Source organism: Tsukamurella conjunctivitidis (genome assembly GCF_007858475.1).
Classification (GTDB): domain Bacteria; phylum Actinomycetota; class Actinomycetes; order Mycobacteriales; family Mycobacteriaceae; genus Tsukamurella; species Tsukamurella conjunctivitidis.
Genome location: NZ_VIGX01000007.1, coordinates 72,239 through 96,772, shown reverse-complemented (window position 1 = coordinate 96,772; position 24,534 = coordinate 72,239). Strand labels below are relative to the sequence as shown.

Sequence of the window (24,534 nt, the reverse complement as noted above, 5' to 3'; positions counted from 1 at the left end):
CCGCTTAAGGGCGTTGCGCCCCCAGTCGGCGCGCGAAGGCCTCGGCCTCCGTGAGGTCCGCCGCGCTCGGACGCCCCTTGTTCAGGCCGCCGACCAGACCGAACGGGCCCATGGTGTCGAGCCCGCGACACAGGAATACCTCCGGCGCGAGCTGGAATCCCGCATCCGTGAGCAGATCGGCGAGGTTCCGCGTGTAGCGGCGCAGCGGCGTCTCCGGCAGCCCGCTCGTCGCGTACACGAAGGCGGTGCCGCGCGGCTTCGCTGCGAGGCCGCGGACCAGGCGGAGCAGGTCCGGATCGAAGGACATCCAGTACACGCCCGATCCGAATCCGACCAGGTCGGCGGCGTCGATCTGCTCGGCTGTCACCTCCGTCGGCGCCACCACCGGCGCCCCGAGGACCCCGCCGATCCGATCGGCCACCTTCCGGGTGTTGCCGTGGTGCGAGGACGCGCAGATCACCAGTGCCGACATGGCTCCATCGTGGCACGGATCAGCGGGTCACGCCCTGCTCACGAGCCGCCGTCGAAGGCGTCGAGGATGCGCTGTGCGGCGAGGGCGGGGGTCAGCGAACCGTCCTGAACCGCGGCCTCGACCTCGGACCGCACCGACCGCACACCGTCGGAATGTTCGACCCGGCCGAGGATCGCGTCGCGGACCATCGTCCAGGTCCAGTCGACCTGCTGTTGGCGGCGGCGCCGGTCGAACTCCCCCGCCTCCTGCAGCGTGCTGCGGTGCCGCAGGACGGCGTCCCAGAACTCGGGGATCCCGGTGCCCTCCACGGCGCTCTGCGTGAGCACCGGCGGGCGCCACAGGGCGCCGCGCGGGTGGATCAGGCGCAGCGCGCTGGAGAGCTCCCGCGCGGCGACGCGGGCCTCGACGACGTGGTCGCCGTCGGCCTTGTTGACCGCCACCACGTCGGCCAGCTCGAGGACGCCCTTCTTGATGCCCTGCAGTTGGTCGCCGGTGCGCGCCAGGGTGAGGAAGGTGAAGGTGTCGACCATGTTCGCGACGGTGACCTCGGACTGCCCGACGCCGACGGTCTCGACCAGGACCACGTCGAAGCCGGCGGCCTCCATCAGCACCATCGTCTCGCGGGTCGCCTTCGCGACGCCGCCGAGCGTGCCCGACGTGGGCGACGGCCGGATGTAGGCGCGGGGGTTCACGGCGAGCGTGCCCATCCGGGTCTTGTCGCCCAGGATCGAGCCGCCGCTGCGGGTGGACGAGGGGTCCACCGCCAGCACGGCCACCTTGTGCCCCAACGAGATCAGGTGATTGCCCAACGCCTCGATGGTGGTCGACTTCCCCACGCCCGGCACGCCGGTGATCCCCACCCGGGTGGCGATCGGGGCATCCGGCGGGGGCGTCACCTCGAGCAGCAGCTCCTGCGCGAGGGCCTGGTGATCCGGCCGGCGGGACTCGACCATCGTGATGGCGCGCGCCAACACGGCGCGCTTGTCGGCCCGGACCCCGTCCGCGAGTTCGGCGACGGTGATCACGCCAGCTGGTACCCCAGCTTGTTCCCCAGCTCGTGCAGCAGGTTCACCGCGGCGTCCGCGATGACCGTGCCGGGCGGATAGATGGCCGACGCGCCCGCCGCGTACAGCTCGTCGAAGTCGCCCGGCGGGATGACGCCGCCCACCACGATCGTGATGTCGGGCCGTCCAACCTCGGCCAGAGCGTCGCGCAGGGCCGGCACCAGCGTGAGGTGACCGGCCGCGAGCGAGGAGACGCCGACCACGTGCACGTCGTTGTCGGCGGCCTGCTGCGCGACCTCCTCGGGCGTGGAGAACAGCGGGCCCACGTCGACGTCGAAGCCCAGATCGGCGAACGCGGTGGCGATCACCTTCTGGCCGCGGTCGTGGCCGTCCTGCCCCATCTTGGCGATGAGCACGCGCGGACGGCGGCCGTCGGCCTCCTCGAACTTCTCCACCAGCTCGGTCGCGGTGTGGATGTTGCCGGCCGCCCCGGCCTCGTCGCGGTACACGCCACTGAGCGTACGGATCTCGGCCTGATGCCGGCCGTAAACCTGCTCGAGCGCGTCGGAGATCTCCCCGACGGTGGCCTTGGCCCGCGCCGCGTCGATCGCCAGGGCCAGCAGGTTGTTCTCCATGCCACCCTCGGACGAGCCCGCCGCCCGGGTGAGGTTCGCCAGCGCGGCCGCGACGGCCTCGGGATCGCGCTCGGCGCGCAGCTGCTCGAGCTTCGCCAGCTGCTCGGTGCGCACCTTGGAGTTGTCGACCTTGAGCAGCTCGATCGCGGTGTCCTCGGCGACCTGGTACTTGTTCACGCCGATCACCGGCTGGCGGCCCGAATCGATACGGGCCTGGGTGCGGGCCGCCGCCTCCTCGATGCGGAGCTTCGGGATGCCCTCGCCGATGGCCTTCGCCATGCCGCCGGCCTCCGTGACCTCGCGGATGTGGGCGCGGGCCCGCTCGGCGAGCTCGTGGGTGAGCGTCTCGACGTAGTACGAGCCGCCCCACGGGTCGATCGGCCGGGTGGTGCCGGACTCCTGCTGCAGCACCAGCTGCGTGTTGCGCGCGATGCGGGCGGAGAAGTCCGTCGGCAGCGCGATCGCCTCGTCCAGCGCGTTCGTGTGCAGCGACTGGGTGTGGCCCTGCGTCGCCGCCATGGCCTCGACGCACGTGCGCGCGACGTTGTTGAAGACGTCCTGCGCGGTGAGCGACCAGCCCGAGGTCTGCGAGTGGGTGCGCAGCGAGAGGGACTTGCTGTTCTTCGCGTCGAACTCCGCCACCAGCTCGCTCCACAGCAGGCGCGCGGCGCGGAGCTTGGCGACCTCCATGAAGAAGTTCATGCCGATGCCCCAGAAGAACGACAGGCGCGGCGCGAACTTGTCGACGTCGAGACCCGCGTCGATGCCGGCCTTGATGTACTCGACACCGTCGGCCAGCGTGTACGCGAGCTCGAGATCCGCTGTGGCCCCGGCCTCCTGGATGTGGTAGCCGGAGATCGAGATCGAGTTGAACTTCGGCATCTTCTGCGACGTGTACGCGAAGATGTCGGAGATGATCCGCATCGACGGCACGGGCGGATAGATGTAGGTGTTGCGCACCATGAACTCTTTGAGGATGTCGTTCTGGATGGTGCCCGCGAGCTTCTCCGGTCCGACGCCCTGCTCCTCCGCCGCCACCACGTAGAGCGCGAGGATCGGCAGCACGGCGCCGTTCATGGTCATCGACACCGAGACGCCGCCCAGGTCGATGCCGTCGAAGAGCTGCCGCATGTCGAGGATCGAGTCGATCGCGACGCCGGCCATGCCCACGTCGCCGGTGACGCGCGGATGGTCGGAGTCGTAGCCGCGGTGCGTCGCCAGGTCGAAGGCCACCGAGAGCCCCTTCTGGCCGGCCGCCAGGTTGCGGCGGTAGAAGGCGTTCGACTCGGCGGCGGTGGAGAAGCCGGCGTACTGCCGGATGGTCCACGGCTGGTTGACATACATCGTCGGGTACGGGCCGCGGATGAAGGGGACCGCGCCCGGGTAGGAGTCCACCGGGTAGCCGGCCTCGGCGACGGCGTCGCGGTCGGCGCGGGTGTAGACGGGCTTGACGTCGATGCCCTCCGGCGTCGTCCAGGTCAGCTGGTCCGGAGTGTAGGCGTAGGCCGCGGCCGAGGCGTCCACGAAGGCGTCCACGTCGGCGCCCGACGGGGCCGCGCCGGGCAGCTCCTCGAACGGCACGTCGGCGAAACTGTCGATGGTGGTGTCGGTCATCTCAAGCCCCCAGGCGGGTCAGCAGGTCGTCGAGCGCGGCGGCCGCGTCGATCTTCGCGTGCAGGTAGATGTCGACGAGGCCGTCGTCGACGGTGCCGGGCGCTCCGGCGAGCAGGACCAGGTCGCCCGCCTCGCGCAGCGAGCGGGCCAGCGCCTCGCCCTCCTCGGCGTACCCCGAATCCGATCCGGCCAGCGCGGTGATCCTCGCGCCCGGCGGGCCGTCGCGGGTGGCGGCACCGGCGGCCTGCTCGGCGGCGTCCAGCACGGTCTCGATACCGCCGGAGGCGAGCAGGTTGGTCAGGAAGGTCGACCGGCCGTTGTGCTGCGCGACGGTGCCGATGGTCACCATCCGGATCCGGGGACGGACGCCGTGCTCGCGCAGGAACGCGTCGGACCGGGTGCGCAGGGCCTCGAAGGGCGCGGCGTACGAGCGCACGACGGGGCCGTTCGTCGCGGCCGACGGTGCCACGGGCGGCTCGGCGAGGTTCGGGAACTCGTTGACGCCCGTGAGCTTGCGCGCACGGCGTGCGACGGCGGCGTCGCGGCGGTCCGCGGACTCGCCGAGCCGCGTCGCGATCGTCTCGTCGGCGGCACCGCGGGCGAAGCCGCCCGCGCCCTCGACGGCCTGCAGGACGCCCCACGCCGCGCGGGCGAGATCGTCGGTCAGCGACTCGACGTGCCAGGAGCCGGCCCCGGGATCGACGACCCGGCCCAGGTTGGACTCCTCGAGGAGCAGCAGCTGCGTGTTGCGGGCGATGCGGCGCGCGAAGGCGCGCGAATAGCCCTCGACGCCGCCCGGCAGCGCCTCGTCGTAGTCGAGGGTGGTGACGTAGTCGGCGCCGCCCAGCCCCGCGCCGAAGGCAGCGACGGTCGTGCGGAGCAGGTTCACCCAGGGGTCGCGCTGCGTGGTCGCGGCGAGCGAGGTCACCGCGTGCACCGGGGCGTTGCCCGCATCGGGCGCGCCGAGACGCTGTGCGACCCGGGCCCACACGGTGCGCCACGCGCGGATCTTGGCGAGGGTGAGGAACTGGTCGTCGGTGGCGGCCAGACGGATCGTGAGCTGCCCCAGCGCAGCGGCAGGCGAGAGACCCGCGGCGGTCAGGGCGCGCACCTGATCGAGCGCGGCCGCAGCGGCGAGGCCCAGCTCCTGGGCGGCAGTCGCGCCGGCGTTGTGGAGATCGGCACCGTCGACGACGAGGGCCCGCACGTCCTCGGACCGGGCGTCGGCGACGCGGGCGAGCTCAACGGCCTCCTCGATCGAGACGTCGGCGCGGCCGACCACCTGGGAGGTGAACGGCGCGGCGCCGAGGCTCACCCGCACCAGGTCGGCGCGGTAGGCGTCGGACTCGGCGGCCCGGTCGAGCGCGGCGTAGACCTGGGCCGCGGCGTCGGCGGCCCGACCGCCCGCCGTCAGGAGGATCGGCGCCATGTCGGGGTAGACGCCCTCGAGCAGCGGCGCGGGGTCGGGGCGGGTCAGCCACAGGGCGCTCGCGCCGGACTCCAGCGCTCCCAGCACGTCGGAGGCATCGGTGGTCGCGTCGAATCGCTCGGCCACCTTCCAGCCCAGGCGGACATCCGGGGTGGGATTGCCGCCGCGGATGAAGGGGAAGGCGCCGGGCAGCGGCGCCTCGGGCTGCTCGTCCCTCTGCGAGTAGAGCGGCGCGATCTGCACGCCGTCGTCCTCGGTGAGTGTGGTCAACGCGGCGATCGGGTCCTCGGGCGGCGTGCCGCCCCGCGACTTCGCGAGCACGGCGCCGACGGACTCGCGCCATGCCTCGTAGGGACTGTCCACCACGTGGGCCTCCTCACCTGTGGCCGCGCACACGCACGACCGTGCACCCGCCGTCGCGTCACAACGGCGTCCGAGAATCCACGTTAACCGATTGCTCTTGCTACGCCCCAGTAGGGTGGCGGCACTCCGCACCACCACGGCGTATGTTGGCTCGACGTGAGCGACAACGATTCCCGGATGCGGCCCGGCGACCGCACCCTCGTCGTCCACGCGGCCCTCGGCTGCGTCGTCGTGCTCGCACTCGTGGTCGCCGGGATGCTGTTGCCGCACCCCGGCATCTCGACGGTGCGCGGGTGGGCGGACTCGACCGGCGCCTGGTTCGTGGTGCTTTTCCTCGCCGCCCATACGGTGGTCACGGTGTTCCCGATCCCTCGAACGATGTTCACGGTGTCAGCGGGGGTGCTGTTCGGCCCGATCGGGATTCTGCTGTGCATGGTTGCGTCCACCGCCGCCGCGACGATCGCTTTCCTCGCGGTCCGCGCGATCGACGAACGGCACCCGTCCGCGGTCCTCGCCCGGGTGCGCTCGCACCGCGCCTACGTGCCGATCGCGGCACGCCTGCGCGCCCGGGGCTGGCTGGCCGTCGGATCGCTGCGGCTCATCGCCGTGGCACCCTTCTCCCTGGTCAACTACGCGTCGGCGCTCTCGCCTGTGCGCTTCTGGCCGTATCTGGCGGCGACGGTGGCCGGCCTCGCCCCCGGCACGGTCGCCGTCGTCCTGCTCGGCGACGCGCTCACCGGTGAGTCGTCGCCGTGGCTCGTGGTGGTCAGCGGCGCGCTGATGGCGATCGGGGTCGCGGGCCTACTGGTCGACGCGCGCATGCCCGCAAGCCCCGAGGCTTGAACTTCCCATCCGCAAGCCACTGAACTTGCCTGTACACGGCGACGCAGCGGGCGGCGACGACCGCCACCCTGAATCCTTCGTCGAAAACGTCGTCGCAGAAATACCCTGTCAAGATCTATCTTCGTTCGATTTTGGTCAATAGAATCGAAGGTATGACTCATTCGGATGACGCGTTCACGCTGGGGCGGCGGGTGCTGTCGCCGTTGCCGTCGGTGTTCGACGGTGCGGTGTCCGGGTTGAGTGCTGCGGGCGCGTTGGCGCGGTTGCGGGTGTTGACGGTCGAGCAGAATCGGTTGGAGGCGGAGCGCTCGGCGGTGCTGACCAGGCTGTACGAGTTGCGTGATGATGCGCGGCGGGTGTGCGAGGAGTCATCGCGCCGGTTTGTCGATGATTGGGATGAGTTGGTGGCGGAGGTCGGTGCCGCGCTCGGTGCGGGTCGTGTTGCTGCGGGGGCGGCGGTGCATCGCGGGCTGGATCTGCGGGAGCGGTGCCCGCGGTTGTTCGAACTGTTCGCCGCCGGGGCAGTGTCGCTGTCGGTGGTGCGGGAGGTGCTGCGGGCGTCGGCGGCGGTCCTCGACGAGGATGTCGCTGCGGCCTATGACGAGCGGATCGCTGTGTGGCTCGCGGCGCGCTCCGGTGAGGCGGTCACGGCGCGGGCGGTGGCGGATGCCGCGAAGGCGATCCTGGTCCGGCTGGATGCGGACGCAGCGCGGCAGACACCTCCCGTGGCGCCGCGGGAGCGGCTCGAGTTCCACGCCCGCGCCGATGGACTGGTGGACCTGGAAGCGGTGATGGGCAAGGATCAGGCGATCCGGTTGTCGGCAGCGGTCGCGCCGGTCGCGCGGTCGGTGTGCCGGGAGGACGGCCGAACTCTGGGACAACGGCAGGTCGCCGCGCTGGTCGCGCTGGCAGAGGGCTACGAGAGCCTCGGGTGTCTGTGCGGGCGCGACGACTGCGATCTGCGGGACGCCCGTCCCCGCACCGGCGCAGTCTCGCAGGAGGTCACCGCGTTGGCGGTGATCGTCCTCAACGAAACCGACCTGGCCGAGGTCGCGCCGACCGCAACCACGGATGCGCCGCAGCGGAAAGCCGCGCCTGACGGTGATCCGAACCTGTTCACCGCTTCGCCCGAATCCGAAGCCGGTGCTGCGGCCGATACCGATGACAGCGCGGACGATGCTGCCGCTGCCCCTGAGGGCGCGCACCGGCCGGCCCCGCGACCGCGGCCCGCTGAAGCTCAGAGCACCGGCGCGGTGGTCCTCACCGACGATCCAGGGATTTCCGGTCTGGTCACCGTCGAGCACGCGCGGGAGTTGATCGCCGCCAGCAGCACCCGGTGGCGGGTCCTCGGGCGCCGTGACCCCGCCACTGGTGAGGTGCACGTGCGGGGTGCCGGCGGGTATCGGCCCACCTGGTACCAGTTGCTGGTGATGCGCCTGACGTACCCCAGCTGCGTCTTCCCCGGCTGCAGCACACCGTCCGGCCGCTGCCAGGCCGATCACGTCGGCGAGTACGACCACGACGACCCCGCTACGGGCGGACCGACCACCGTCGCCGGCAAGAACACCGTGGGGAACCTGGTACCGCTGTGCGGATTCCACCATCGGATCAAGACCGAGACCGGCTGGCTCTCCGACATCCTGCCCGACGGCACCGTCGAATGGCGCCACCCCACCGGCGGCATCTACACCGTGCCACCGGGCACCGCCCGGGAGCTGCTGCCCGGACTTGAGAAGATCATCTGGGACGCACCGGAACCCACGCGGCCACCGACACCGAAGAACCCCGGCGGGCTGGCGACCGCCGCCACACGCCGCGCGAAAGCCCGCACGGCGCTGCGCGCCCAGAACCGGCTGCTGCGCCACCGCCGCCATGAACAACGCAACGCCGCCGCCGAAACCCGAGCCCGCGAACAGGAACGCGCCCAAGCCGAAACCGCGGGCGAGATCTACGACGACACCGCACCCCTCCGCCCGCCACCGTTCTAGGTCACTACATCGAGGGCGTGGCGATCAGCCCCGGAATGTCGACGACGCCGCCGAGCACGTGGTCGGCGCCCGCCTGCGCGAGCACCTCCGGGTCGGCCTTGCCGGTGAGCACGCCCACGGACACGGCGCCGGCGTTGCTCGCCGCCTGCACGTCGACGGCCGTGTCCCCCGCCGCGAGCACGCGGCGCACGTCGCGCACGCCGGTGCGCTCCATCGCGCGGTGGATCATGTACGGCGCCGGCCGGCCCGCGGCCACATCGGATGTCGTGACCACGGCGTCCACGACGGCACCGTCCCCGTCGCCGATGCCCCAGCCGAGCGCGGCGAGGAGCGGGAGCGCGACGGCATCGTCGAAACCGGTGGTCAGCGCCACCTTCACGCCGCGGGCGCGGAGCTCGGCGAGTGCCGCCGGCACGCCGTCGATCGCGGTCGGCGGGGTCGTCGCGTACGCCTCCTGCAGGCGCTCGCGGAAGCGTGCGAAGCCGGCCTCGACGCGCTCGGAGGTGGGTTCGACTCCGCCGAGGCGGAGCAGGTTGGTGATGGCCTCGACCTTGTCGGTTCCCATCCACACCTGCAGATCCGCCTGGGCGACAGTGGCTCCGCCGTCCTCGACAGCACCGCGGAGCGCCTCGTAGACGGCGCCGCCGTCGTCGATGGTGGTGCCGGCCATGTCCAGCGCGACGAGCTCGATCGGGGCGTTCATGCATCTCTCCTGACGGGGACGGAGCGCAGCGCCGGGCTCGGCGCCGCGAAGAGTCGGTTCTCCACGATCACACTGGTGACGCCGGGGACGTAGCGGTCCTCGGCGTACTCGACGACGTCGCCGGCGGCATCGGTCGTGGTGCGGCGCACCCGAAGGAGCGGGGCACCGTCGGGAAGGCCGAGCTGAGCCGCGTCCTCGGCGGTCGCGGCGACGGCGTCGATCTGGTGGGTGGAGGCGTAGAGGTCGGCGCCCGCGTCGAGGAGGAAGCGGTTCACCGATCCGGAATCGGGGTCGAACTCCATCAGCCGCTTGCCCAGGGACCAGACGAAGTACATCGTCTCGCAGAGCGCGGGCGCGCCGTCGAGCGTGCGCACGCGACGCAGCTCGAGCACCGGCTCCCCGGCTTCGATCTGGAGCCGCTCGGCGATGTCCGGCGTCGCGGGCACCCTCGCCTGCAGGACGGTGCGCTGCCCGGGCTCCCGGCCCTGCTCCCGCGCCCAGGCGGTGAAGGAGCCCAGCGCGCTCGCGCTGTGACTGGGGACGTTGCGGCGGACGATGGGCGACCGTCCCTGCCCACCGACGATGAGGCCCTCCGCGCGGAGGGTGGCGAGCGCCTGCCGGACAGGGCCGCGCGACGTCCCGAACTCCTCACACAGCGCGGCCTCGCTGGGTGCCTGTTCTCCCTCCGGCCAGCGACCGGAGGCGATGCGCGCACGGAATTCGTCGGCGAGGCGTTGATGGAGGGGGTGAGCTGCTACCACGTCATTGATAATACAAGTGATTCCCGGATCCGCCTGGCGGTCGAGTGAACGCCGCGTGAACGAATCAACTAGCTGGGTGTACGGATGGACAACTTGTATAGACATCAATCAATTCGTCTTGCCAAGCGGCGCCCAGCCGAGCAAGGCTGGGCGCCATGAACACCGCAACGGACGTCCTCGTCGTCGGGGCCGGCATCGTCGGTCTGGCGCACGCCGTCGAGGCCCTGGAACGGGGCCTGGCGGTCACCGTCGTCGAACGCGACGCCCGGGCCGTCGGCGCCTCCGTCCGCAACTTCGGCCACGCCTGCGTCACCGGGCAGTCCGGTGATCTCGCAGTCCTCGCCCACATGGCGCGCGAGCGCTGGCTCGAGCTCGACGACCGCGCCGGTCTCGGCGCCCGCGCCACCGGCGGCCTCGCGGTGGCCCGGCACGCCACCGAACTCGCCGTGCTCGAGGAGCTCGCCGCGATCCGACCCGGCGAGGTCGAGCTCCGCACCGCCGCTCAGGTCCGCACCGAGCTGCCCGGCGGCGGCGCGGGCGACGTGGTCGGCGGTGCCGCACTCCGCGCAGACCTGCGCGTCGACCCGCGGGTCACCGTCGCCCGGCTCGCCGCGTGGGTCGACGCCCAGGACCGCGCCCAGGTCCGCTTCGGCACCGCCTACCTCGGCTTCGACGGCACGCGCGCGCACACCAGCAGAGGGACGATCGAGGCCGGCCGCGTGATCGTCTGTGTCGGCCACGATCTCGACCACCTCCTCCCCGAGCTCGCCGAGGAGCACCGCGTGCAGCGCTGCGCCCTCCAGATGGCCCGCGCCGCCGACCCCGGCACCGTCGTCGCCCCCGCCGTGCTGACCGCCACCTCGCTCTTGCGCTACCCCGCCTTCGCCGAGACCGCGGCCGCCGGCGCGCTCCGCACGCGGATGGCGGCCGACCGCCCCGACCTGCTCGCGATCGACGCGAACGTCATGTTCACTCAGCGCCCCGACGGCACCCTGCTGATCGGCGACTCCCACCACACCGACCGCACCGTCGGGCCCTTCCTCGACGAGGCGGTCACCGAGACGCTCCGCGCCGAGGCGGCCCGCATCATGGGCCTCGACGAGCTGCGCATCATCGAGCGCTGGCAGGGCGTCTACGCCTCCAGCGCACTACACCCCTACCTCGTCGCCGAACCCGAGGAGCACCTCAGCGTGCGCATCGTGACCTCCGGGGTCGGCATGACCATCGCCCACGGCCTCGCCCGCCGCCACTTCCCCACCTGACCGAACACCCCGTCACACCACCCTCCACCTCCGCTCCACTCGAACGAAGGGCAATCCTCCATGCGCATCACCCGTTCCCTCAGTGCGATCACGGCGGTCGCCGCGGTCTTCGCCGTCGCCGCGTGCGGCGGCACCGGCGGCGGCTCCGGCTCGTCGGACAGCGTGACCGTCTACAGCGCCGACGGCCTCGGCGACTGGTACAAGGCGGAATTCGAGGACTTCACCCAGCAGACCGGCATCAAGGTCTCCCTGGTCGAGGCCGGCTCGGGCGAGGTCGTCTCCCGCGCCCAGAAGGAGAAGGCGAATCCCCAGGTCGACGTGCTCGTCACCCTGCCGCCCTTCATCCAGCAGGCGCAGCAGCAGGGCTCGCTGGTGAAGTCCGAGGTCGACACCTCCGCGGTCCCCGCGCAGCTCAAGGCCGCCGACGGCACGTACGTGGCGGTCGTCAACAACTACTTCGCGATGATCCGCAACACCGCGGCGCAGCCCAAGCCCGCCGACTGGGCCGAGTTCACCGGCCCCGCGTACAAGCAGAAGATCCAGTACTCCACGCCCGGCAAGGCCGGCGACGGTACCGCGCTCCTGCTTCTCCTGCAGCACGTCATGGGCAAGGAAGCGGCGCTGAAGTACCTCACGGACGTGCAGCCGAACAACGTCGGCCCGTCGACGTCCACCGGCAAGCTCGGCCCCAAGACCAGCAAGGGCGAGCTGACCGTCGCCAACTCCGACGTCCAGATGGCGCTCGCGGCCATCGCCGCCGACAAGGTCGCCTACGAGGTCTTCTACCCGGCATTCAACGGGAAGCGCACGACCCTGCCGCTCCCCTACTACATGGGCCTCGCGGACAAGGCTCCCCACTCGGCCAACGGCAAGAAGCTGATGGAGCACCTCCTCTCGAAGGACGTGCAGCAGAACGTGCCCGCCCGCGCCTGGGGCGCCCCCGTCCGCACCGACGTCACGCCGTCGGGCCCGCAGTGGGACGCCTTCCGCACGGCGACCGACGGCGTGGACATCTGGTACCCGAACTGGGACGAGGTCCTCGGCGGACTGGACGCCGATGTCAAGGCGTACGAGAAGGCCACGGGCCAGTGACCGCGCCGAAACGGAACATCGCCGCGCCCAAGGGCCTCGACGACGCCGCCGTGGACCGGACCGTCCGACGCCGGGTCGCCGTCGGGCTGGAGAACGTCGGCGTCACCTACGGCGACACGGTCGCGCTGCGGGACTGCAGCTTCGAGGTCGCGCGCGGCGAGACCGTCGCGCTCCTCGGGCCTTCCGGATCGGGCAAGTCGACCGCGCTCAAGGCCATCGCCGGTTTCGAGCGCGTCTCCTCGGGCACGATCACCATCGACGGCCGCGACGTGACGAACCTGTCGCCCGCCAAACGCGGCATCGGCATCGTCGTGCAGAGCTACGCGCTCTTCCCGCACATGACCGTCGCGAGGAACGTCGCCTTCGGCCTGAAGTCCCGCGGCGCCGATCGCGCGGAGATCGCGCCGCGCGTCGCCGAGGTGCTGGACATGGTCGGCATGGGCGCGTTCGCGGATCGCCTGCCGCGCCAGCTGTCCGGCGGCCAGCAGCAGCGCGTCGCCATCGCCCGCGCGCTCGCCACCCGCCCCGAGGTGGTCCTCCTCGACGAGCCGCTCTCGGCCCTCGACGCCGGGATGCGCAAGGACATGCTGGGCGAGCTGCAGCGCCTGCGCGCCGAGCTGCCCGACGTCGCTATGGTCTACGTGACGCACGACCAGAGCGAGGCGCTCGCCCTGGCCGACCGGGTCGCCATCATGCGCGACGCCCGGCTCGAGGCCATCGACAGCACCGACGTCCTCTTCCACCGCCCGCCGACGCGCTTCACGGCGACCTTCCTGGGCGGCGCCGACCTCCTGCCGAGCGGCGCGCTACGCACCTCCCGCCCGCTGCCCGACGGTGACCACCACCTCGCGGTCCGCCCGTGGGCCTGGCGGTTCACGCGCACGGCACCGTCGAACGGCCTGCGCGTGACCGTCGAGCAGGAGCAGTGGCGCGGCTCGGTCCGGCACGTCACGGCGCGCGCCGCCGAGACGGGCGAGAGCATCGGCGTCGACGTGCCCGTGCTCGTCGAGGCCCCGCTCAAGGCGGAGACGCTGTGGGTCGAGGTCGACCCCGCCGAGGTGATGGTGGTGCCGCAATGACGGCCGTGCTGGACGTCCCGCCCGCACCCCCCGAACCCGCTCCGGCACGGTCGTTCTCGGTCCCGGCATGGGTGTGGGTCCTGCCGCCGGTCGCGTTCATCCTGGTCGCCGTGGTGTATCCCCTCGTCGGGATCGTCGCGCGCACCTTCACCGACAAGGCCGAACGCCCAGCGGGCCTGGGCACCTGGCGCGACACCCTCACCGACGGTGCCGTGCTGAGCGCGCTGGGCACGACGGTGAAGGTCGCGGCGCTCTCCACGGCGGGCTGCCTGATCGCGGGGACCTTCCTCGCGCTCGTGCTCGCCTTCGTCCCCTTCCCCGGCGCCGCGGCGGTCTCGCGGCTGATCGAGGTCGTGGTCTCCTTCCCGAGCTTCCTCATCCCGCTGGCGCTCGGCGTCCTCCTCGGTCCCGTAGGGGTGGCGCAGTCGCTGGGCGTCCCGACGGGCTCGTTCACGACCTCGCTGTGGGGCGTGGTGCTCGCCGAGATCGCCTTCTACACGCCCTTCGTCGTCCGGCCGATGCTCGCGGCCTTCGGGCAGTTCCCGATGGTGCAGATCGACGTTGCTTCGTCGCTCGGCGCCGGGCCCCTGCGGATCATCGCGCAGGTGATCCTGCCGGCCGCGCTGCCCGCCCTCGCCGCAGCCGGTTCGCTCACGTTCCTGCTCACGCTCAACGAGTTCGGGATCGTGCTGTTCACGGGCGCCAAGGACGTGATCACGGTGCCGATGCTCGTCTACACCCGCTCGATCGTGGGGCAGGATTTCGCGTCGGCGGCGGTGCTCGCCACCGTGCAACTGCTCATCTCGATCGGCGCGTACGTGCTGTACCGCCTCCTCATGAAGAAGGGAATGCGCTGATGCTGGTGCGCAATCCGGCCGCCCGGGTCGCCGTGTGGGCCGTCTTCGCCGTCGTCCTGCTGGGCCTCGTGATCACGCCGATCGCGGTCACGGTGATCACGGCGTTCAGCGCGAGCTGGACCTCGGTGCTCCCATCCGCGCTGACCACCGATCACGTCTCGGACGTCTTCACCCCGGAGAACGCGGCGAGCATCGGCGTCTCGGTGCAGACCGCAGTCCTCGCCTCGGCGCTCGCCGTGGTCGCCGGCACCTGGGCGGCACTGGCGGTACCGAGCCTGCCCGCGCGGCTGCGCGGCGCGATCGACGCCTTCTTCCACCTGCCGGTCGCCGTGCCGTCGGTCGTGGTGGGTCTCGGTGTGCTGGTGGCCTTCTCGGCCCCGCCGCTCGTGCTGGGCGGCACGCCGTCGATCGTCATCCTGGTGCAGGCGATCCTGGTCTTCGCGTTCGCCTACTCGATGGTCTCGGCGGCGGTCTCCCAGCTCGATCCGATGCTGGACAAGGTCGGCGGATCGCTCGGCGCGTCCGCACTGCGCCTGCTGGTGACGGTGCGCCTGCCGCTCCTGCTGCCGTCGATCACGGCCGCCGCGGGATTGTCGATCGCGCTGTGCATGGGCGAGCTGGGCGCCACGATCATGGTCTACCCCGCGTCGTGGCGCACCCTGCCGGTGACGGTCTTCACGCAGTCCGACCGCGGCGATCTGTTCGGCGCCGCCGCGAACACCATGTTCCTGGTGCTGGTCACGGTCGTGATCCTCGGCGTGCTGTCGGCGTTCCGGCGGCGCGCCCGCTAGCGACGGCCAGCAGGGTCGCGACGACCTCGCGCGGTGCGGCGTCCTTGCGCCGCACCGCACGCAGGCGTCGGTGCAGGTCGATGCCCGCTGTGGGGATCTCCACCAGTCGGCCGTCACGCAGCTCCGCCGCGACGGCGAGCTCACTGAGGACCGCGGCGCGACCACCCGCGGCCACCATGATCTTCACGGCGGCGTTCGTCCCGAGCGCGACCGAGACCGGCTCGTCGGCGATCCCCGCGCGGCGCAGCGCGGCCTCGAGTGCATCCCGCGTCCCCGCACCCGGCTCCCGCGTGACGAGTGGCAGGCCGGCGAGCTCGGCGGCGGACACGGGCCGATCGTCGCGGCGCCGGGTCAGCGGGTCGCCGGGCGCCGCCACCAGGAGCATCCGGTCGGTGCGGACGGTCCGCGAGACGAGGTCGTCGGGCACCGTCGGCCCCTCGATGAATCCCAGGTCGGCGACGTGGCCGCGCACCTCCGCGATCACGGCGGCGGAGTTGCCGACCGTCAGGTGCACCGGCTCGTCGGTGTGCTCGCGGAGGCGCGCCAGCCAGGCCGGCATGAGGTACTCGGCGATGGTCTGGCTACAGGCGATCCGCACGGTGTGGTCGAAGCGCAACGCCTCGGCCCCGGTCTGCAGCGCCGCCATCGCGGCGACGACGGTGCGCGCCCACTCGGTGACCGCGGCCCCCTCCGGGGTGAGCTCCGCGCCCCGGGTGCGACGATCGAGCAGGTCGAGCCGGAGCAGGCGCTCCAGATGGCGCAGCCGCGAACTCGCACTGGGCTGGGAGATCCCGCACTCACGCGCAGCCGCCGAGATCGATCCCAGATCGGCGACCGCGACGAGCAGGCGCAGCGACTCCACGGACGGTGTTTCCATAGCCTCACTCTATGGCTAGATAGTGAACCTGTGGGTACCGGCGACCGATCCCGCCCGGCACAGTCGAATCCATGCTCGTCGACATCCGCCCCACCACCCGGCCCGCCGCCCGTCCGGCCCTGTTCCGCGACCTTCCCGACCGCCGCACGGCGTGCTCGAACATCACGCCGAATTGGTTCGCCTCGGTCATGGGGACCGGCATCATCGCGAATGCCGCAGTGAGCCTGCCCGTCCACGTCCCGGGTCTCCGGACGGCGGCGGCCGCGGTCTGGGCGGTGGCGACGGTCCTTCTCGTCGTGCTGCTGGTCGCCACGGCGGCGCACTGGGCGCGCTACCCGCACTTCGCCCGGCGCCATCACCGCGACCCCGTGATCGGGAACTTCTACGGCGCGATGGCGATGGCGCTACTCACCGTGGGCAGCGGCGCGGTCCTGGTCGGCCGGGACTGGATCGGACAAGCCGCCGCCCTCACGATCGGCACCGGGCTGTGGCTCGTCGGCACTCTCCTCGGCATCGTCTTCGCCGTCATGATCCCGGTCCTCATGGCCAAGGGCGGCCACTACACCGCCGATCGGGCCTTCGCCGGCTGGCTGATGCCGGTGGTCTCGCCGATGGTGACCGCGGCCGGCGGTGCGGTGCTGCTGCCCTACGCCCCCGAAGGCACCCTGCGCGCGGGGCTGCTCTGGTTCTGTTACGGCTGCGTCGCTTTCAGCGTGCTCGCATCGATCGTCGTCATGCCCGCCGTGGTCGCCCGCCTGGTGCGCCGTGCCCCGTGGCCCGCGGCGATGGTGCCGACGGCGTGGATCATGCTGGGCCCGATGGGCCAGTCGATCACCGCCGTCAACTCTCTCGGCGCCGACGCGCATCTCGTCGTGGGCGGCGAGGCGGCGCACACGCTGACCCGGTTCGGCCTCGTCTACGGCTGGGTCGTGACGGTGCCGCTGCTCGCCTGGACCGTCGTCGCGCTGGTCCTCACGGCCCGCACCGCGGTCACGAGCGGGCTACCGTACGCCCTCACCTGGTGGTCCTTCACCTTTCCCATCGGAACCTGCGCCACCGGCTTCAGCGGCATGGCGGCACACACCGGCGTGCCCGCGTACACCGTGCTGGCGATCGCCTACTTCCTCACGCTGGTGATCGGCTGGATCGTCGCAGTGCGGGGCACCGTGCCGCGCGCTATCGTGAGCGGAGATCTGCTCCGTCACCCCGAACTGGCGCGCTGACACCTCGCAAGCTTCAACGCTTGCTAACCCGCTTAGCAAGACTGTAGCCTTGACAAATGATCGTCATCACTGCGGACCAGCAGGGCAGCCGGCGCGACGAGGACCGGGTCGACGATGCCCGAACCCTCCTCGACTCCCTCCGCTGGGTCCGGCCGCCCGACCGCACGGCCGGCGACGAACTGCAGTGCGTGACCGACGACGCCGCCGTCGCGGTCGACGCTGCACTCGCCCTGCTGAGCGACGGGCACTGGAGCGTCGGCATCGGCGCCGGCACCGTCGAAGTGCCCCTGCCGAAGGAGACCCGCGCCGGCCGGGGCGCGGCCTTCGAGGCCGCCCGCGAGGCCGTCGAGGCGGCGAAGGGCGTGGCCGTCCCGGTGCAGGTCCGGGGCACAGATCGAGGGGCCTCAGCTCGGGCCGAGGCGATCCTGTCGGTCCTCGGCCTTATCGTGGGCCGCAGATCACGGGAGGGACGGGAGGTGACCGCGTTGCTGCACACCGGAATGACGATCACCGCGGCCGCGGCGCAGCTGGGCGTCTCGCGACAAGCCGCGTCGCAGCGCGCGGCGGCGGCGGGCTGGTCGGTGGAGCCCGCGGGCCGCGCGCTCGCGGTGGAACTGCTGGCCGAGGCCGACGCGGCATCGAGTGCGGGGACCTACGCATGATCGCCGTCGTCGTGGCGCTGCTGTTGGCCGCCACGGTGGCCGGCGTCGTCGCGGCCCGACGGGGCGCCGGCGGCACCGCGGGGCTCCTGCGGGCTGCGGTTCCGGCGATCCTGGTCGGCGCCACCGGAGAGGACGAACCGGCGACGGATTCCGCCGCGGAGGAGTCCGCCCCCGACGACTCCGACGGGCCGGGCCCGGACGGGGAGGCAGGCGAGGGCAAGGAGCTCCCGGCGTCGCCGCTCCGCGGCGGGCTCTCCATCGGCGTCCTGGAACGCGCAGCGATCGCGGTCTGCGTTCTCGCGAACTTCGGCGGTGGCCTCGCGGTGATCGTGGCCGCGAAGGGCCTCGCCCGCTACCCGGAACTGCGCCACCCCGGCGCGGCCGAGCAGTTCATCATCGGCACCTTCGTCTCCGTGCTCTGGGCCGTGGCCTGCGCCGGGGTGGCGGTCGCGCTGGGGCGGTGATCCGGCGCCGTCAGGCCTCGTGCTGCGGCGGCGCGTACCCCGGCTGCTGCACCTGGTACGGCGAGGGCTGCTGCCACTGCTCGGCCGTCTGCCCGAGCGGGAGCTGCGCCGTCGTGTCCGACGGGACCTCCGACTCCTGACCGGGCGCGGGCTGGGGCGCAGTGGCGGCGCTCGGCGGCACCGCGGGAGCGTCCGGCACTTCGTCCTTCGTCACGACGACGGGGGCCACCGGTTCAGGCGTGTCGAACCATCCGTCGGTATCGATGTCGGGCGCGGACGTCGGGCCGTCCTCGGACGCTTCGAACCGGAAGACGCCGTCGGAGCCGGGCGTGCCGAGGTTGCGCATGAAGCCCTGGAGCGCGGCGTTGAAGTCGCTCGGGACCACCCACACCTTGTTCGCATCCCCCTGCGCCATCTCGGGCAGCGTCTGCAGGTACTGGTACGCGAGCAACTCCGGCGTCGGCCGGCCGGACTTGATCGCCGAGAACGTGGTCTCGATGGCCTTCGCCTCGCCCTGCGCCTCCAGGTACGCGGCGGCCCGTCGGCCCTCGGCACGCAGGATCTCCGCCTGGCGATCGGCCTCGGCCGAGAGGATCGCGGCCTGCCGCTCACCCTCGGCGAGCAGGATCCGGCTGGCCTTGTCGCCCTCGGCGGACTTGATCGCCGCCTCCCGGTGCCCCTCGGCGGAGAGGATGGTGGCACGCTTCTCCCGGTCCGCCTTCATCTGCTTCTCCATCGATTCCTGGATCGACGGGGGCGGGAAGATCGACTTGAGTTCGACGCGTGCGACGCGCAGGCCCCAGCGCGAGGTGGCCTCATCGAGCACGCCGCGCAGCTGGCCGTTGATCTTCTCGCGGGAGGTCAGCGTCTCCTCGAGCGTCATGCCGCCGACCACGTTGCGCAGCGTCGTGGTGGTGATCTGCTCGACGCCGACCACGTAGTTGCTGATCTCGTACACCGCGGCCTCGGGGCGCGTGACCTGGAAGTACACAACGGTGTCGATGTTCACCGTCAGGTTGTCCTGGGTGATCACGGGCTGCGGAGGGAACGAGACCACCTGCTCGCGCAGGTCCACGCGCGCGCGGACCTTGTCGATGAACGGGATGAGCAGCGCCAGTTGCCCCGACACCGTGCGGGTGTACCGGCCGAGCCGCTCGATCACGGCCGCCTGCGCCTGGGGCACCAGCACCAGCGCCTTGACCAGCACGACCACCGCCGCGAGGATCAGTACGAGGAGTACGACCAGTCCGATTCCTATGCCCTCCATGGATCTTCCTCTCCTTGTCGGCTCAGCTGTCCACCACGACGGCGACCGCGCCGTCGATCTCGACGATGGTCACCTCCACACCCACGGGGATCGGCGCACCGTCGTACGGCGTCCGCGCGGACCATTCCTCCCCGCCGATCATCACGCGCCCGCCACCGCCCGAGACGGACTCCAGGACGGTCACTTTCGTGCCGGGCAGGGATTCCAGATACGACGGCGCGTCTCCCCGCCTGCGCTCGACGTACCGCCGCAGCGGCGGCCGGGCGAGAACGAGCAGGAGCACGGACGAGACGGCGAAGACCACACCCTGTGCCCACAGCGGAAGGCCGAAGAGGCCCGTGGCTCCGGCGGTGACCAGCGCTCCGCCGCCCAACATGAGCAGGGTGAATTCGCCGGCCGCGACCTCCGCGACGGCCAGCAGGATCGCTCCGATGAGCCACAACGCCGCTGCCATACCTCGATCCTGCCAGAATCGGACAGACGCGGCGAGGACCTCGCGTGTTAGGTTCACCTTAATAGCTAACGAGGGGGTTCGATGCACACACAGGGCGACAGCGCCTACCTGCCCACCCGGGACGGCCGCACGCTCCACGCCGCGGCCCTGCCGGGCCCTGCAGGCGCACCGGTCGTGGTCTTCGAGGCCGGTGCCGGCGGAACCCGATCCTCGTGGGGCACCGTGCAGCCGCCGGTGTCGGAGTTCGCGACGGCGGTGGTCTACGACCGATCCGGGCTCGGCCGCAGTGATCCCGACCAGGCCGACCGGACCTTCGACCGGATGGCCGACGATCTGAACGACCTGCTCGACGGTCTCGCCGGCGGCGGAGCCACCCGGTTCGTCCTCGTGGGGCACAGCCTCGGCGGACTGCTCGTCCGCCTGGCCGCGTCGCGGCGGCCGGACCGGATCGCCGGTCTCGTCCTGGTCGACCCGTCGGAGGAGACGGCGGAGGACATGTTCCGCCGGAGCTCGGGGCGACGGGATGCGATCCTGTTGGCCGTGATGCGGACTCTCGCCCGCACCGGGATCCTCCGCCTCCTCGGTGGACTCGCCTTCCGCAGTGCCCCGGCCGATGTCCGGGCCGACCTCGCCCGCGAGGCGACCACGCCGCAGGCGATCGCGACGATGGAGCGGGAACTGGCGACGTTCTACCCGGAACTGCGTTCGTGGCAGAGCTCCGCGCCGGACCTCGGCGACATTCCCGTCACCGTCGTCTCGGGGGCCAAGAGCGGCGGCCTGGGAAAGGCGGTGCGCGCGCGGGTCAACGAGGCGCACGCGGGACGAGCCGCGGCATCACCCTCGGGCCGGCATGTCGTGGCGGCCGGTTCGGGGCATCAGGTGCCGCTGACGGACCCGGAGGTGATCGTCGAGGAGGTCCGCCGCCTCGTCGCCGGGGCGGCCGCCGAGAACCGCTGAGTCAGAGCGGATACGGCGGGGCCCCGACACCGACGAGCCGGTAGGTACCCCAGACGGTTCTGTCGGTGACCAACGCGGGCGAGGCCTCTCCCCCGGCGACGGAGACGGTCACGCTGCCCCGCGGCATCTTCTTCAGCGCCGCACCGACTTCCAGGTCATCGACGGTGCCGTACCAGTGATAGTTCCCGTCCAGCGGCTCGAGATGCCCCGCCAGACGGACGGGCGAGACGGCCTCGAAGTCGCCCGCACGGAGGACCGCCTCACCGGCGAAGACGCCTTCGTCGCGCACGTGGTCGTTCGAGAGGTCGATCGCGTCCCGGTCGGGCCGCGACGGTGCGCGCCGCCCCTTGTGAATCCACCGCGCGGTCACCGGCGGCCGCGAGAGCAGCCGCGTCGCCCCTTCTGTGTACATCCACCGCAGCCACGCCTGCAGGGTCGCCAGTTGCGCCCTGGATCCGTCGGTGAGCACGAGATTCGGCACCCCGTCGACGAGCATGCCCAGATACGCCCGATCCGCGTCGGTCGGTCCGACCGTGCCCGGCGGTGCCACTCGCGGGTCCAGCACCGGCACGTCGACCGCGGCGGTCGTCCCAGCGAGGACGACCAGGTCGTAGTCGGTCGCACCGGCGGGCGTGGTCAGGGTCCATGCGTCGCGGTCGGGCCGGAACCGCAGACTCTCCACGTCCGACGGTGCTACGACGGCCCCGTCGACGCCGGCGAGGGGAGCGCCGACGACGGCGATCCGCGGGCCCTCGGCGGTCACGCGAGGAACCCCGCCTTCTTCCACGACCACCGCGCGAAGGAGCCCATGAGACCCACGGAGTCGAGGAAACGACCGAGGTCGCGGAAGCCGTCCTGCTTGGCCTTGATGTGGTGCGGGTTGGTGATGGCGGCGCGGTAGGCGGCCTTCGGGTCGAGGCCGACGCGGGCGTACATGCGCGGGTTGGCGAAGAGCATGCGGAAGCCGAATGCGGCGCCGGCGTGCAGGTTCCCGACGAGCAGCGTCTGCAGGCGGGTGCGGTCCGCGACGCCGCGGCGCGCGCCGTCCCGGGCGTAGCCGATGTGCCGGGCCTCCTCGGTGACGTGGATCTGCATGAGCCGCGCGACGATCGGCTGCAGCTCGGGATCGTCCTTGATCTGGCGCTGCTGGGCGTCGAAGATCTCCTCGCCCACGAGGGCGGCGATCCACACCGCCTGGCCGCGGATCACCGGCGCCAGAACGTACTTGACGACGGCGAGCTGCCAGCCGCGCAGCCGGTACGGGCGCTCGCCGACCCGGTCGATGACCTTCCCGAACATCACCATGTGGCGGCACTCGTCGCCCATCTCGGTGAGCGAGTAGAAGGCGTCGCGCGAGGTGGGGTCCTTGGAGAGCAGGTCGCGCAGCAGCAGCCGGTTGAGCAGGTTCTCGAACCAGATGCCCATGGACAGCAGGTTCACCATCTCCTGCTTGGAGAGGGCGATCTGCTCCTCACGGGACATGCCGTTCCAGATGTCGGTGCCGTACAGCGTGCACATGTGCGGCGGCAGGAAGAACTTGTCGGGATCGATCGGGGCGTCCCAATCGATGTCGACGACGGGCGCGTACGAGCGCTTGACGGATCCGCCGAGGAGTCGATCGGCCACGCTCTCACGGGTGCGTTCGGGCAGAGTCGTATCGGTCATGTGGCGAACGTAACACCCGCGCTGGACAGAGTCCAGCATTCTGTCTATCCATCCAGCTCATAGGGAGCCAACGGTCAGTCAAGCGGGCGCGCGAGCGCGTCCTCCATGACCAGTTCGCCACGACCGACACGGTCGCCGCACGCCGCGCAGTGCACCTCGGCGCGGAACTCCTCACCGCACACGTGCTCGATACGTACCGGGTCGCCTCCCCCGCGCACGTGCTCGTGCCCCCAGCGTTTGAGCGTGAGCAGCACCGGCGACAACGCGCGGCCGACTTCGGTCAGCCGGTACTCGTATCGCGGCGGCCTTTCGCTGTATTGCTCGCGGGCGATCACTCCACGTTCGACGAGCTTGCGCAGACGGACCGTGAGCACGTCGCGCGGCGCCCCCGTGTTGCGTGCGATCTCAGTGAAACGCCTTTGTGTGTAGAAGAGTTCACGGACGATCAGCAGACTCCATCGATCCCCGACCACCTCGAGCGCGTCGGCGATCGTGCAATCCCTGGGGTGATGCTTCTCCGCGGTCCGATCAGGCATGACTCCATTGTGCGCTCAGGGGGTTGTGTTTTCAAACCGACTCGGCCACACTGATGCAAGTTTGATTCTCCAACTTACCCAGGAGGCGGCGTGACGAAGAACGACGACGCGGGAACGCGGCAGCGGAAACCGGCGAGGGCGGAAGCAGCGCAGGAACAACAGGTGCCTCCTGCCATGGCGACCCGAACGACGGTCCTATTGTGTCTGGCTGCGTTCATGACGATGTTGGATCTGTTCATCGTCAACGTGGCCTTCGAGTCGATCAGCGGCTCGTACCCGACGGCGTCGTTGCCCGCCCTGAGTTGGGTGCTCAACGGTTACATCGTCGTGTACGCGGCCTGCCTGATCCCCGCGGGGCGGCTCGCCGACCGGTACGGCCGCAAGCGTGGGTTCGTCGCCGGTCTCGCGCTGTTCACGCTGGCCAGCGTGGGTTGCGCGGTCGCTCCGACCCTCGGCGTGCTCGTCGCCGCACGGCTCGCGCAGGCGCTCGGTGCGGCGGTCCTGACCCCGACCAGCCTCGGGCTGCTGCTCAGCGTGCTGCCCGAAGATCGGCGCGACGGCGCGGTGAAGATCTGGGCCACGTGCTCGTCGTTCGCGGGCGCACTCGGGCCGGTGGTCGGCGGGCTGCTCGCCGAGAGCTCGTGGAGGTGGGCGTTCCTGATCAATCTGCCGATCGGCGTCGCCACCGCAGTCCTCGTGATCCGGACGATCCCCGCGGGATCACCGTCGAGCAGTACTCGCATGCCGGACCCACTCGGGGTGATCGCCATCGCGCTCGCGATCGGCGCCGTATCGGTCCTCCTGGTCAATGCGGGCGACTGGGGTTGGACGTCCGCCCCGTCGGCATTCGCTGCGGTCGTCGCGGGGGCGTCGACTCTCGTGCTCGTGCATCGCGTGCGAACCCACCCCACCCCGATCATGCCCCCGACCCTGTTCCGCCTACGCGGCTTCACTGTTGCCAACGCCACGATCATCTTGTTCACCAGCGCTTTCAGCGCCCTCTTCCTCAGCGTTTCACTGTGGCTCGAGGTCGCGGCCGACTACGGGCCGCTGCAGGCCGGTCTCGCCCTCGCCCCGGGCCCATTAGTGGTCATCGCGTGCGCAGCGCTGACCCAGAGGTTCGCGGCCAAGGCTCCCCCGCGCGTCATCGTGGCCGCCGGCCTGGCGGTCTTCGCCTGCGGAGCCCTGCTTCTGGCGATCAGCGGCGGAGGCACGTACTCCACGGACGTCCTCCCCGGCTGGATCACCACCGCGGTCGGAATCGGTATTGCGATGCCAACCCTGATCGGTTCCGCGACAGCGGGACTCACGCCCGACACCGCCGCGACCGGTAGTGCCGTCGTGAACACTGCGCGCCAGGCGGGCTATGCGCTGGGCATCGCAGGTCTGGTCGCCGTGCTCGGAGAGGTACGCCCGTCCGCCACCGGTTCGGGTTTCGTCGTGGGTTGGATCCTCGTGGCGGTCCTCGCTGCCACGGCCGCCGGCACCGCCGTGGGAATCCGCCCCCGCACAGCTGACTCTCGACATCGACAGTGA

24 protein-coding genes are annotated in these 24,534 nt (G+C 71.4%); 12 read left to right on the top strand and 12 right to left on the bottom strand.

The window, feature by feature from the left end; translation table 11 throughout:
* Positions 1–4 precede the first annotated feature (4 nt).
* The 4 genes from FK530_RS14125 to FK530_RS14110 are packed head-to-tail and all read right to left on the bottom strand — an operon-like array spanning position 5 to position 5,520.
* A complete protein-coding gene (locus FK530_RS14125; RefSeq protein ID WP_146487675.1) occupies positions 5–472 on the bottom strand; it encodes a flavodoxin domain-containing protein in 468 nt (155 codons plus the stop codon).
* Between the two features lie 38 nt (positions 473–510).
* Complete coding sequence (meaB, locus tag FK530_RS14120; RefSeq protein WP_146487825.1) at positions 511–1,494, bottom strand: methylmalonyl Co-A mutase-associated GTPase MeaB; 984 nt, start codon at positions 1,492–1,494, stop codon at positions 511–513.
* Positions 1,494–3,725 (bottom strand): methylmalonyl-CoA mutase, encoded by a 2,232-nt coding sequence (scpA, locus tag FK530_RS14115; RefSeq protein WP_146487674.1) that lies wholly within the window; start codon positions 3,723–3,725, stop codon positions 1,494–1,496. Before scpA ends, meaB begins: the two co-directional genes overlap by 1 nt.
* A 1-nt stretch (position 3,726) precedes the next feature.
* Positions 3,727–5,520 (bottom strand): methylmalonyl-CoA mutase family protein, encoded by a 1,794-nt coding sequence (locus tag FK530_RS14110; RefSeq protein WP_191834038.1) that lies wholly within the window; start codon positions 5,518–5,520, stop codon positions 3,727–3,729.
* A gap of 153 nt (positions 5,521–5,673) precedes the next feature.
* On the opposite strand from FK530_RS14110, the gene FK530_RS14105 reads away from it, so the two are divergent.
* The gene (locus tag FK530_RS14105) at positions 5,674–6,360 is read left to right on the top strand and encodes a TVP38/TMEM64 family protein (RefSeq protein WP_231706635.1); all 687 of its coding nucleotides are present in this window, start codon (positions 5,674–5,676) and stop codon (positions 6,358–6,360) included.
* Positions 6,361–6,491: 131 nt separating this feature from the next.
* Entirely contained in the window at positions 6,492–8,348 is a 1,857-nt protein-coding gene (locus FK530_RS14100; RefSeq protein WP_146487673.1) for an HNH endonuclease signature motif containing protein, read from the top strand.
* 4 nt (positions 8,349–8,352) lie between these two features.
* Here the strand turns inward: FK530_RS14100 and FK530_RS14095 are convergent, their stop codons facing one another.
* Together FK530_RS14095 and FK530_RS14090 are read right to left on the bottom strand one after the other, a co-directional pair.
* Complete coding sequence (locus tag FK530_RS14095; RefSeq protein WP_146487672.1) at positions 8,353–9,051, bottom strand: phosphonatase-like hydrolase; 699 nt, start codon at positions 9,049–9,051, stop codon at positions 8,353–8,355.
* The gene (locus FK530_RS14090) at positions 9,048–9,812 is read right to left on the bottom strand and encodes a GntR family transcriptional regulator (protein ID WP_205124209.1); all 765 of its coding nucleotides are present in this window, start codon (positions 9,810–9,812) and stop codon (positions 9,048–9,050) included. Before FK530_RS14090 ends, FK530_RS14095 begins: the two co-directional genes overlap by 4 nt.
* Positions 9,813–9,967: 155 nt before the next feature.
* Here FK530_RS14090 and FK530_RS14085 point away from each other — a divergent pair, with 155 nt between their 5' ends.
* From FK530_RS14085 to FK530_RS14065, 5 genes are read left to right on the top strand one after another with little or no spacing between them, the layout of a single operon-like run.
* Positions 9,968–11,074, top strand: coding sequence for a TIGR03364 family FAD-dependent oxidoreductase (locus tag FK530_RS14085; protein WP_146487670.1), 1,107 nt, complete (start codon positions 9,968–9,970; stop codon positions 11,072–11,074).
* A 60-nt stretch (positions 11,075–11,134) separates the two neighbouring features.
* Positions 11,135–12,166, top strand: a complete 1,032-nt coding sequence (locus FK530_RS14080) for a 2-aminoethylphosphonate ABC transporter substrate-binding protein (RefSeq protein ID WP_146487669.1) — start codon at positions 11,135–11,137, stop codon at positions 12,164–12,166.
* Positions 12,163–13,245, top strand: a complete 1,083-nt coding sequence (locus FK530_RS14075; protein ID WP_146487668.1) for an ABC transporter ATP-binding protein — start codon at positions 12,163–12,165, stop codon at positions 13,243–13,245. Before FK530_RS14080 ends, FK530_RS14075 begins: the two co-directional genes overlap by 4 nt.
* Positions 13,242–14,102: a 2-aminoethylphosphonate ABC transporter permease subunit gene (locus FK530_RS14070; protein WP_146487667.1), complete on the top strand. Its 861-nt coding sequence runs from the start codon at positions 13,242–13,244 to the stop codon at positions 14,100–14,102. Before FK530_RS14075 ends, FK530_RS14070 begins: the two co-directional genes overlap by 4 nt.
* A complete protein-coding gene (locus FK530_RS14065; protein WP_146487666.1) occupies positions 14,102–14,893 on the top strand; it encodes an ABC transporter permease in 792 nt (263 codons plus the stop codon). The genes FK530_RS14070 and FK530_RS14065 overlap by 1 nt, the downstream gene beginning before the upstream one ends.
* Here the strand turns inward: FK530_RS14065 and FK530_RS14060 are convergent.
* Positions 14,841–15,770 (bottom strand): LysR family transcriptional regulator, encoded by a 930-nt coding sequence (locus FK530_RS14060; RefSeq protein WP_146487665.1) that lies wholly within the window; start codon positions 15,768–15,770, stop codon positions 14,841–14,843. The genes FK530_RS14065 and FK530_RS14060 overlap by 53 nt on opposite strands.
* Before the next feature lie 71 nt (positions 15,771–15,841).
* Here FK530_RS14060 and FK530_RS14055 point away from each other — a divergent pair, with 71 nt between their 5' ends.
* Genes FK530_RS14055 through FK530_RS14045 form a run of 3 tightly spaced genes read left to right on the top strand, consistent with a single transcriptional unit; the run spans position 15,842 to position 18,119 of the window.
* Positions 15,842–16,993 (top strand): TDT family transporter, encoded by a 1,152-nt coding sequence (locus FK530_RS14055; RefSeq protein WP_146487664.1) that lies wholly within the window; start codon positions 15,842–15,844, stop codon positions 16,991–16,993.
* Positions 16,994–17,049: 56 nt separating this feature from the next.
* Entirely contained in the window at positions 17,050–17,655 is a 606-nt protein-coding gene (locus tag FK530_RS14050; protein ID WP_146487663.1) for a hypothetical protein, read from the top strand.
* Positions 17,652–18,119, top strand: coding sequence for a hypothetical protein (locus FK530_RS14045; RefSeq protein WP_146487662.1), 468 nt, complete (start codon positions 17,652–17,654; stop codon positions 18,117–18,119). Before FK530_RS14050 ends, FK530_RS14045 begins: the two co-directional genes overlap by 4 nt.
* 10 nt (positions 18,120–18,129) lie before the next feature.
* Here FK530_RS14045 and FK530_RS14040 read toward each other — a convergent pair whose 3' ends face one another.
* Both FK530_RS14040 and FK530_RS14035 read right to left on the bottom strand, forming a co-directional pair.
* A complete protein-coding gene (locus FK530_RS14040) occupies positions 18,130–19,386 on the bottom strand; it encodes an SPFH domain-containing protein (protein ID WP_146487661.1) in 1,257 nt (418 codons plus the stop codon).
* 22 nt (positions 19,387–19,408) lie between these two features.
* Positions 19,409–19,840, bottom strand: coding sequence for an NfeD family protein (locus tag FK530_RS14035; RefSeq protein WP_146487660.1), 432 nt, complete (start codon positions 19,838–19,840; stop codon positions 19,409–19,411).
* Positions 19,841–19,921: 81 nt separating this feature from the next.
* Between FK530_RS14035 and FK530_RS14030 the strand changes: the two genes are divergently transcribed.
* Entirely contained in the window at positions 19,922–20,797 is an 876-nt protein-coding gene (locus FK530_RS14030) for an alpha/beta fold hydrolase (RefSeq protein ID WP_146487659.1), read from the top strand.
* A 1-nt stretch (position 20,798) separates the two neighbouring features.
* Here the strand turns inward: FK530_RS14030 and FK530_RS14025 are convergent, their stop codons facing one another.
* The 3 genes from FK530_RS14025 to FK530_RS14015 form a co-directional block, all read right to left on the bottom strand.
* The gene (locus FK530_RS14025; RefSeq protein ID WP_146487658.1) at positions 20,799–21,560 is read right to left on the bottom strand and encodes a DUF4873 domain-containing protein; all 762 of its coding nucleotides are present in this window, start codon (positions 21,558–21,560) and stop codon (positions 20,799–20,801) included.
* Positions 21,557–22,462, bottom strand: a complete 906-nt coding sequence (locus FK530_RS14020) for an AurF N-oxygenase family protein (protein ID WP_146487657.1) — start codon at positions 22,460–22,462, stop codon at positions 21,557–21,559. Before FK530_RS14020 ends, FK530_RS14025 begins: the two co-directional genes overlap by 4 nt.
* Positions 22,463–22,536: 74 nt before the next feature.
* Positions 22,537–22,998 (bottom strand): winged helix-turn-helix transcriptional regulator, encoded by a 462-nt coding sequence (locus FK530_RS14015; RefSeq protein ID WP_146487656.1) that lies wholly within the window; start codon positions 22,996–22,998, stop codon positions 22,537–22,539.
* Positions 22,999–23,172: 174 nt separating this feature from the next.
* On the opposite strand from FK530_RS14015, the gene FK530_RS14010 reads away from it, so the two are divergent.
* Positions 23,173–24,534: an MFS transporter gene (locus FK530_RS14010; protein ID WP_146487822.1), complete on the top strand. Its 1,362-nt coding sequence runs from the start codon at positions 23,173–23,175 to the stop codon at positions 24,532–24,534.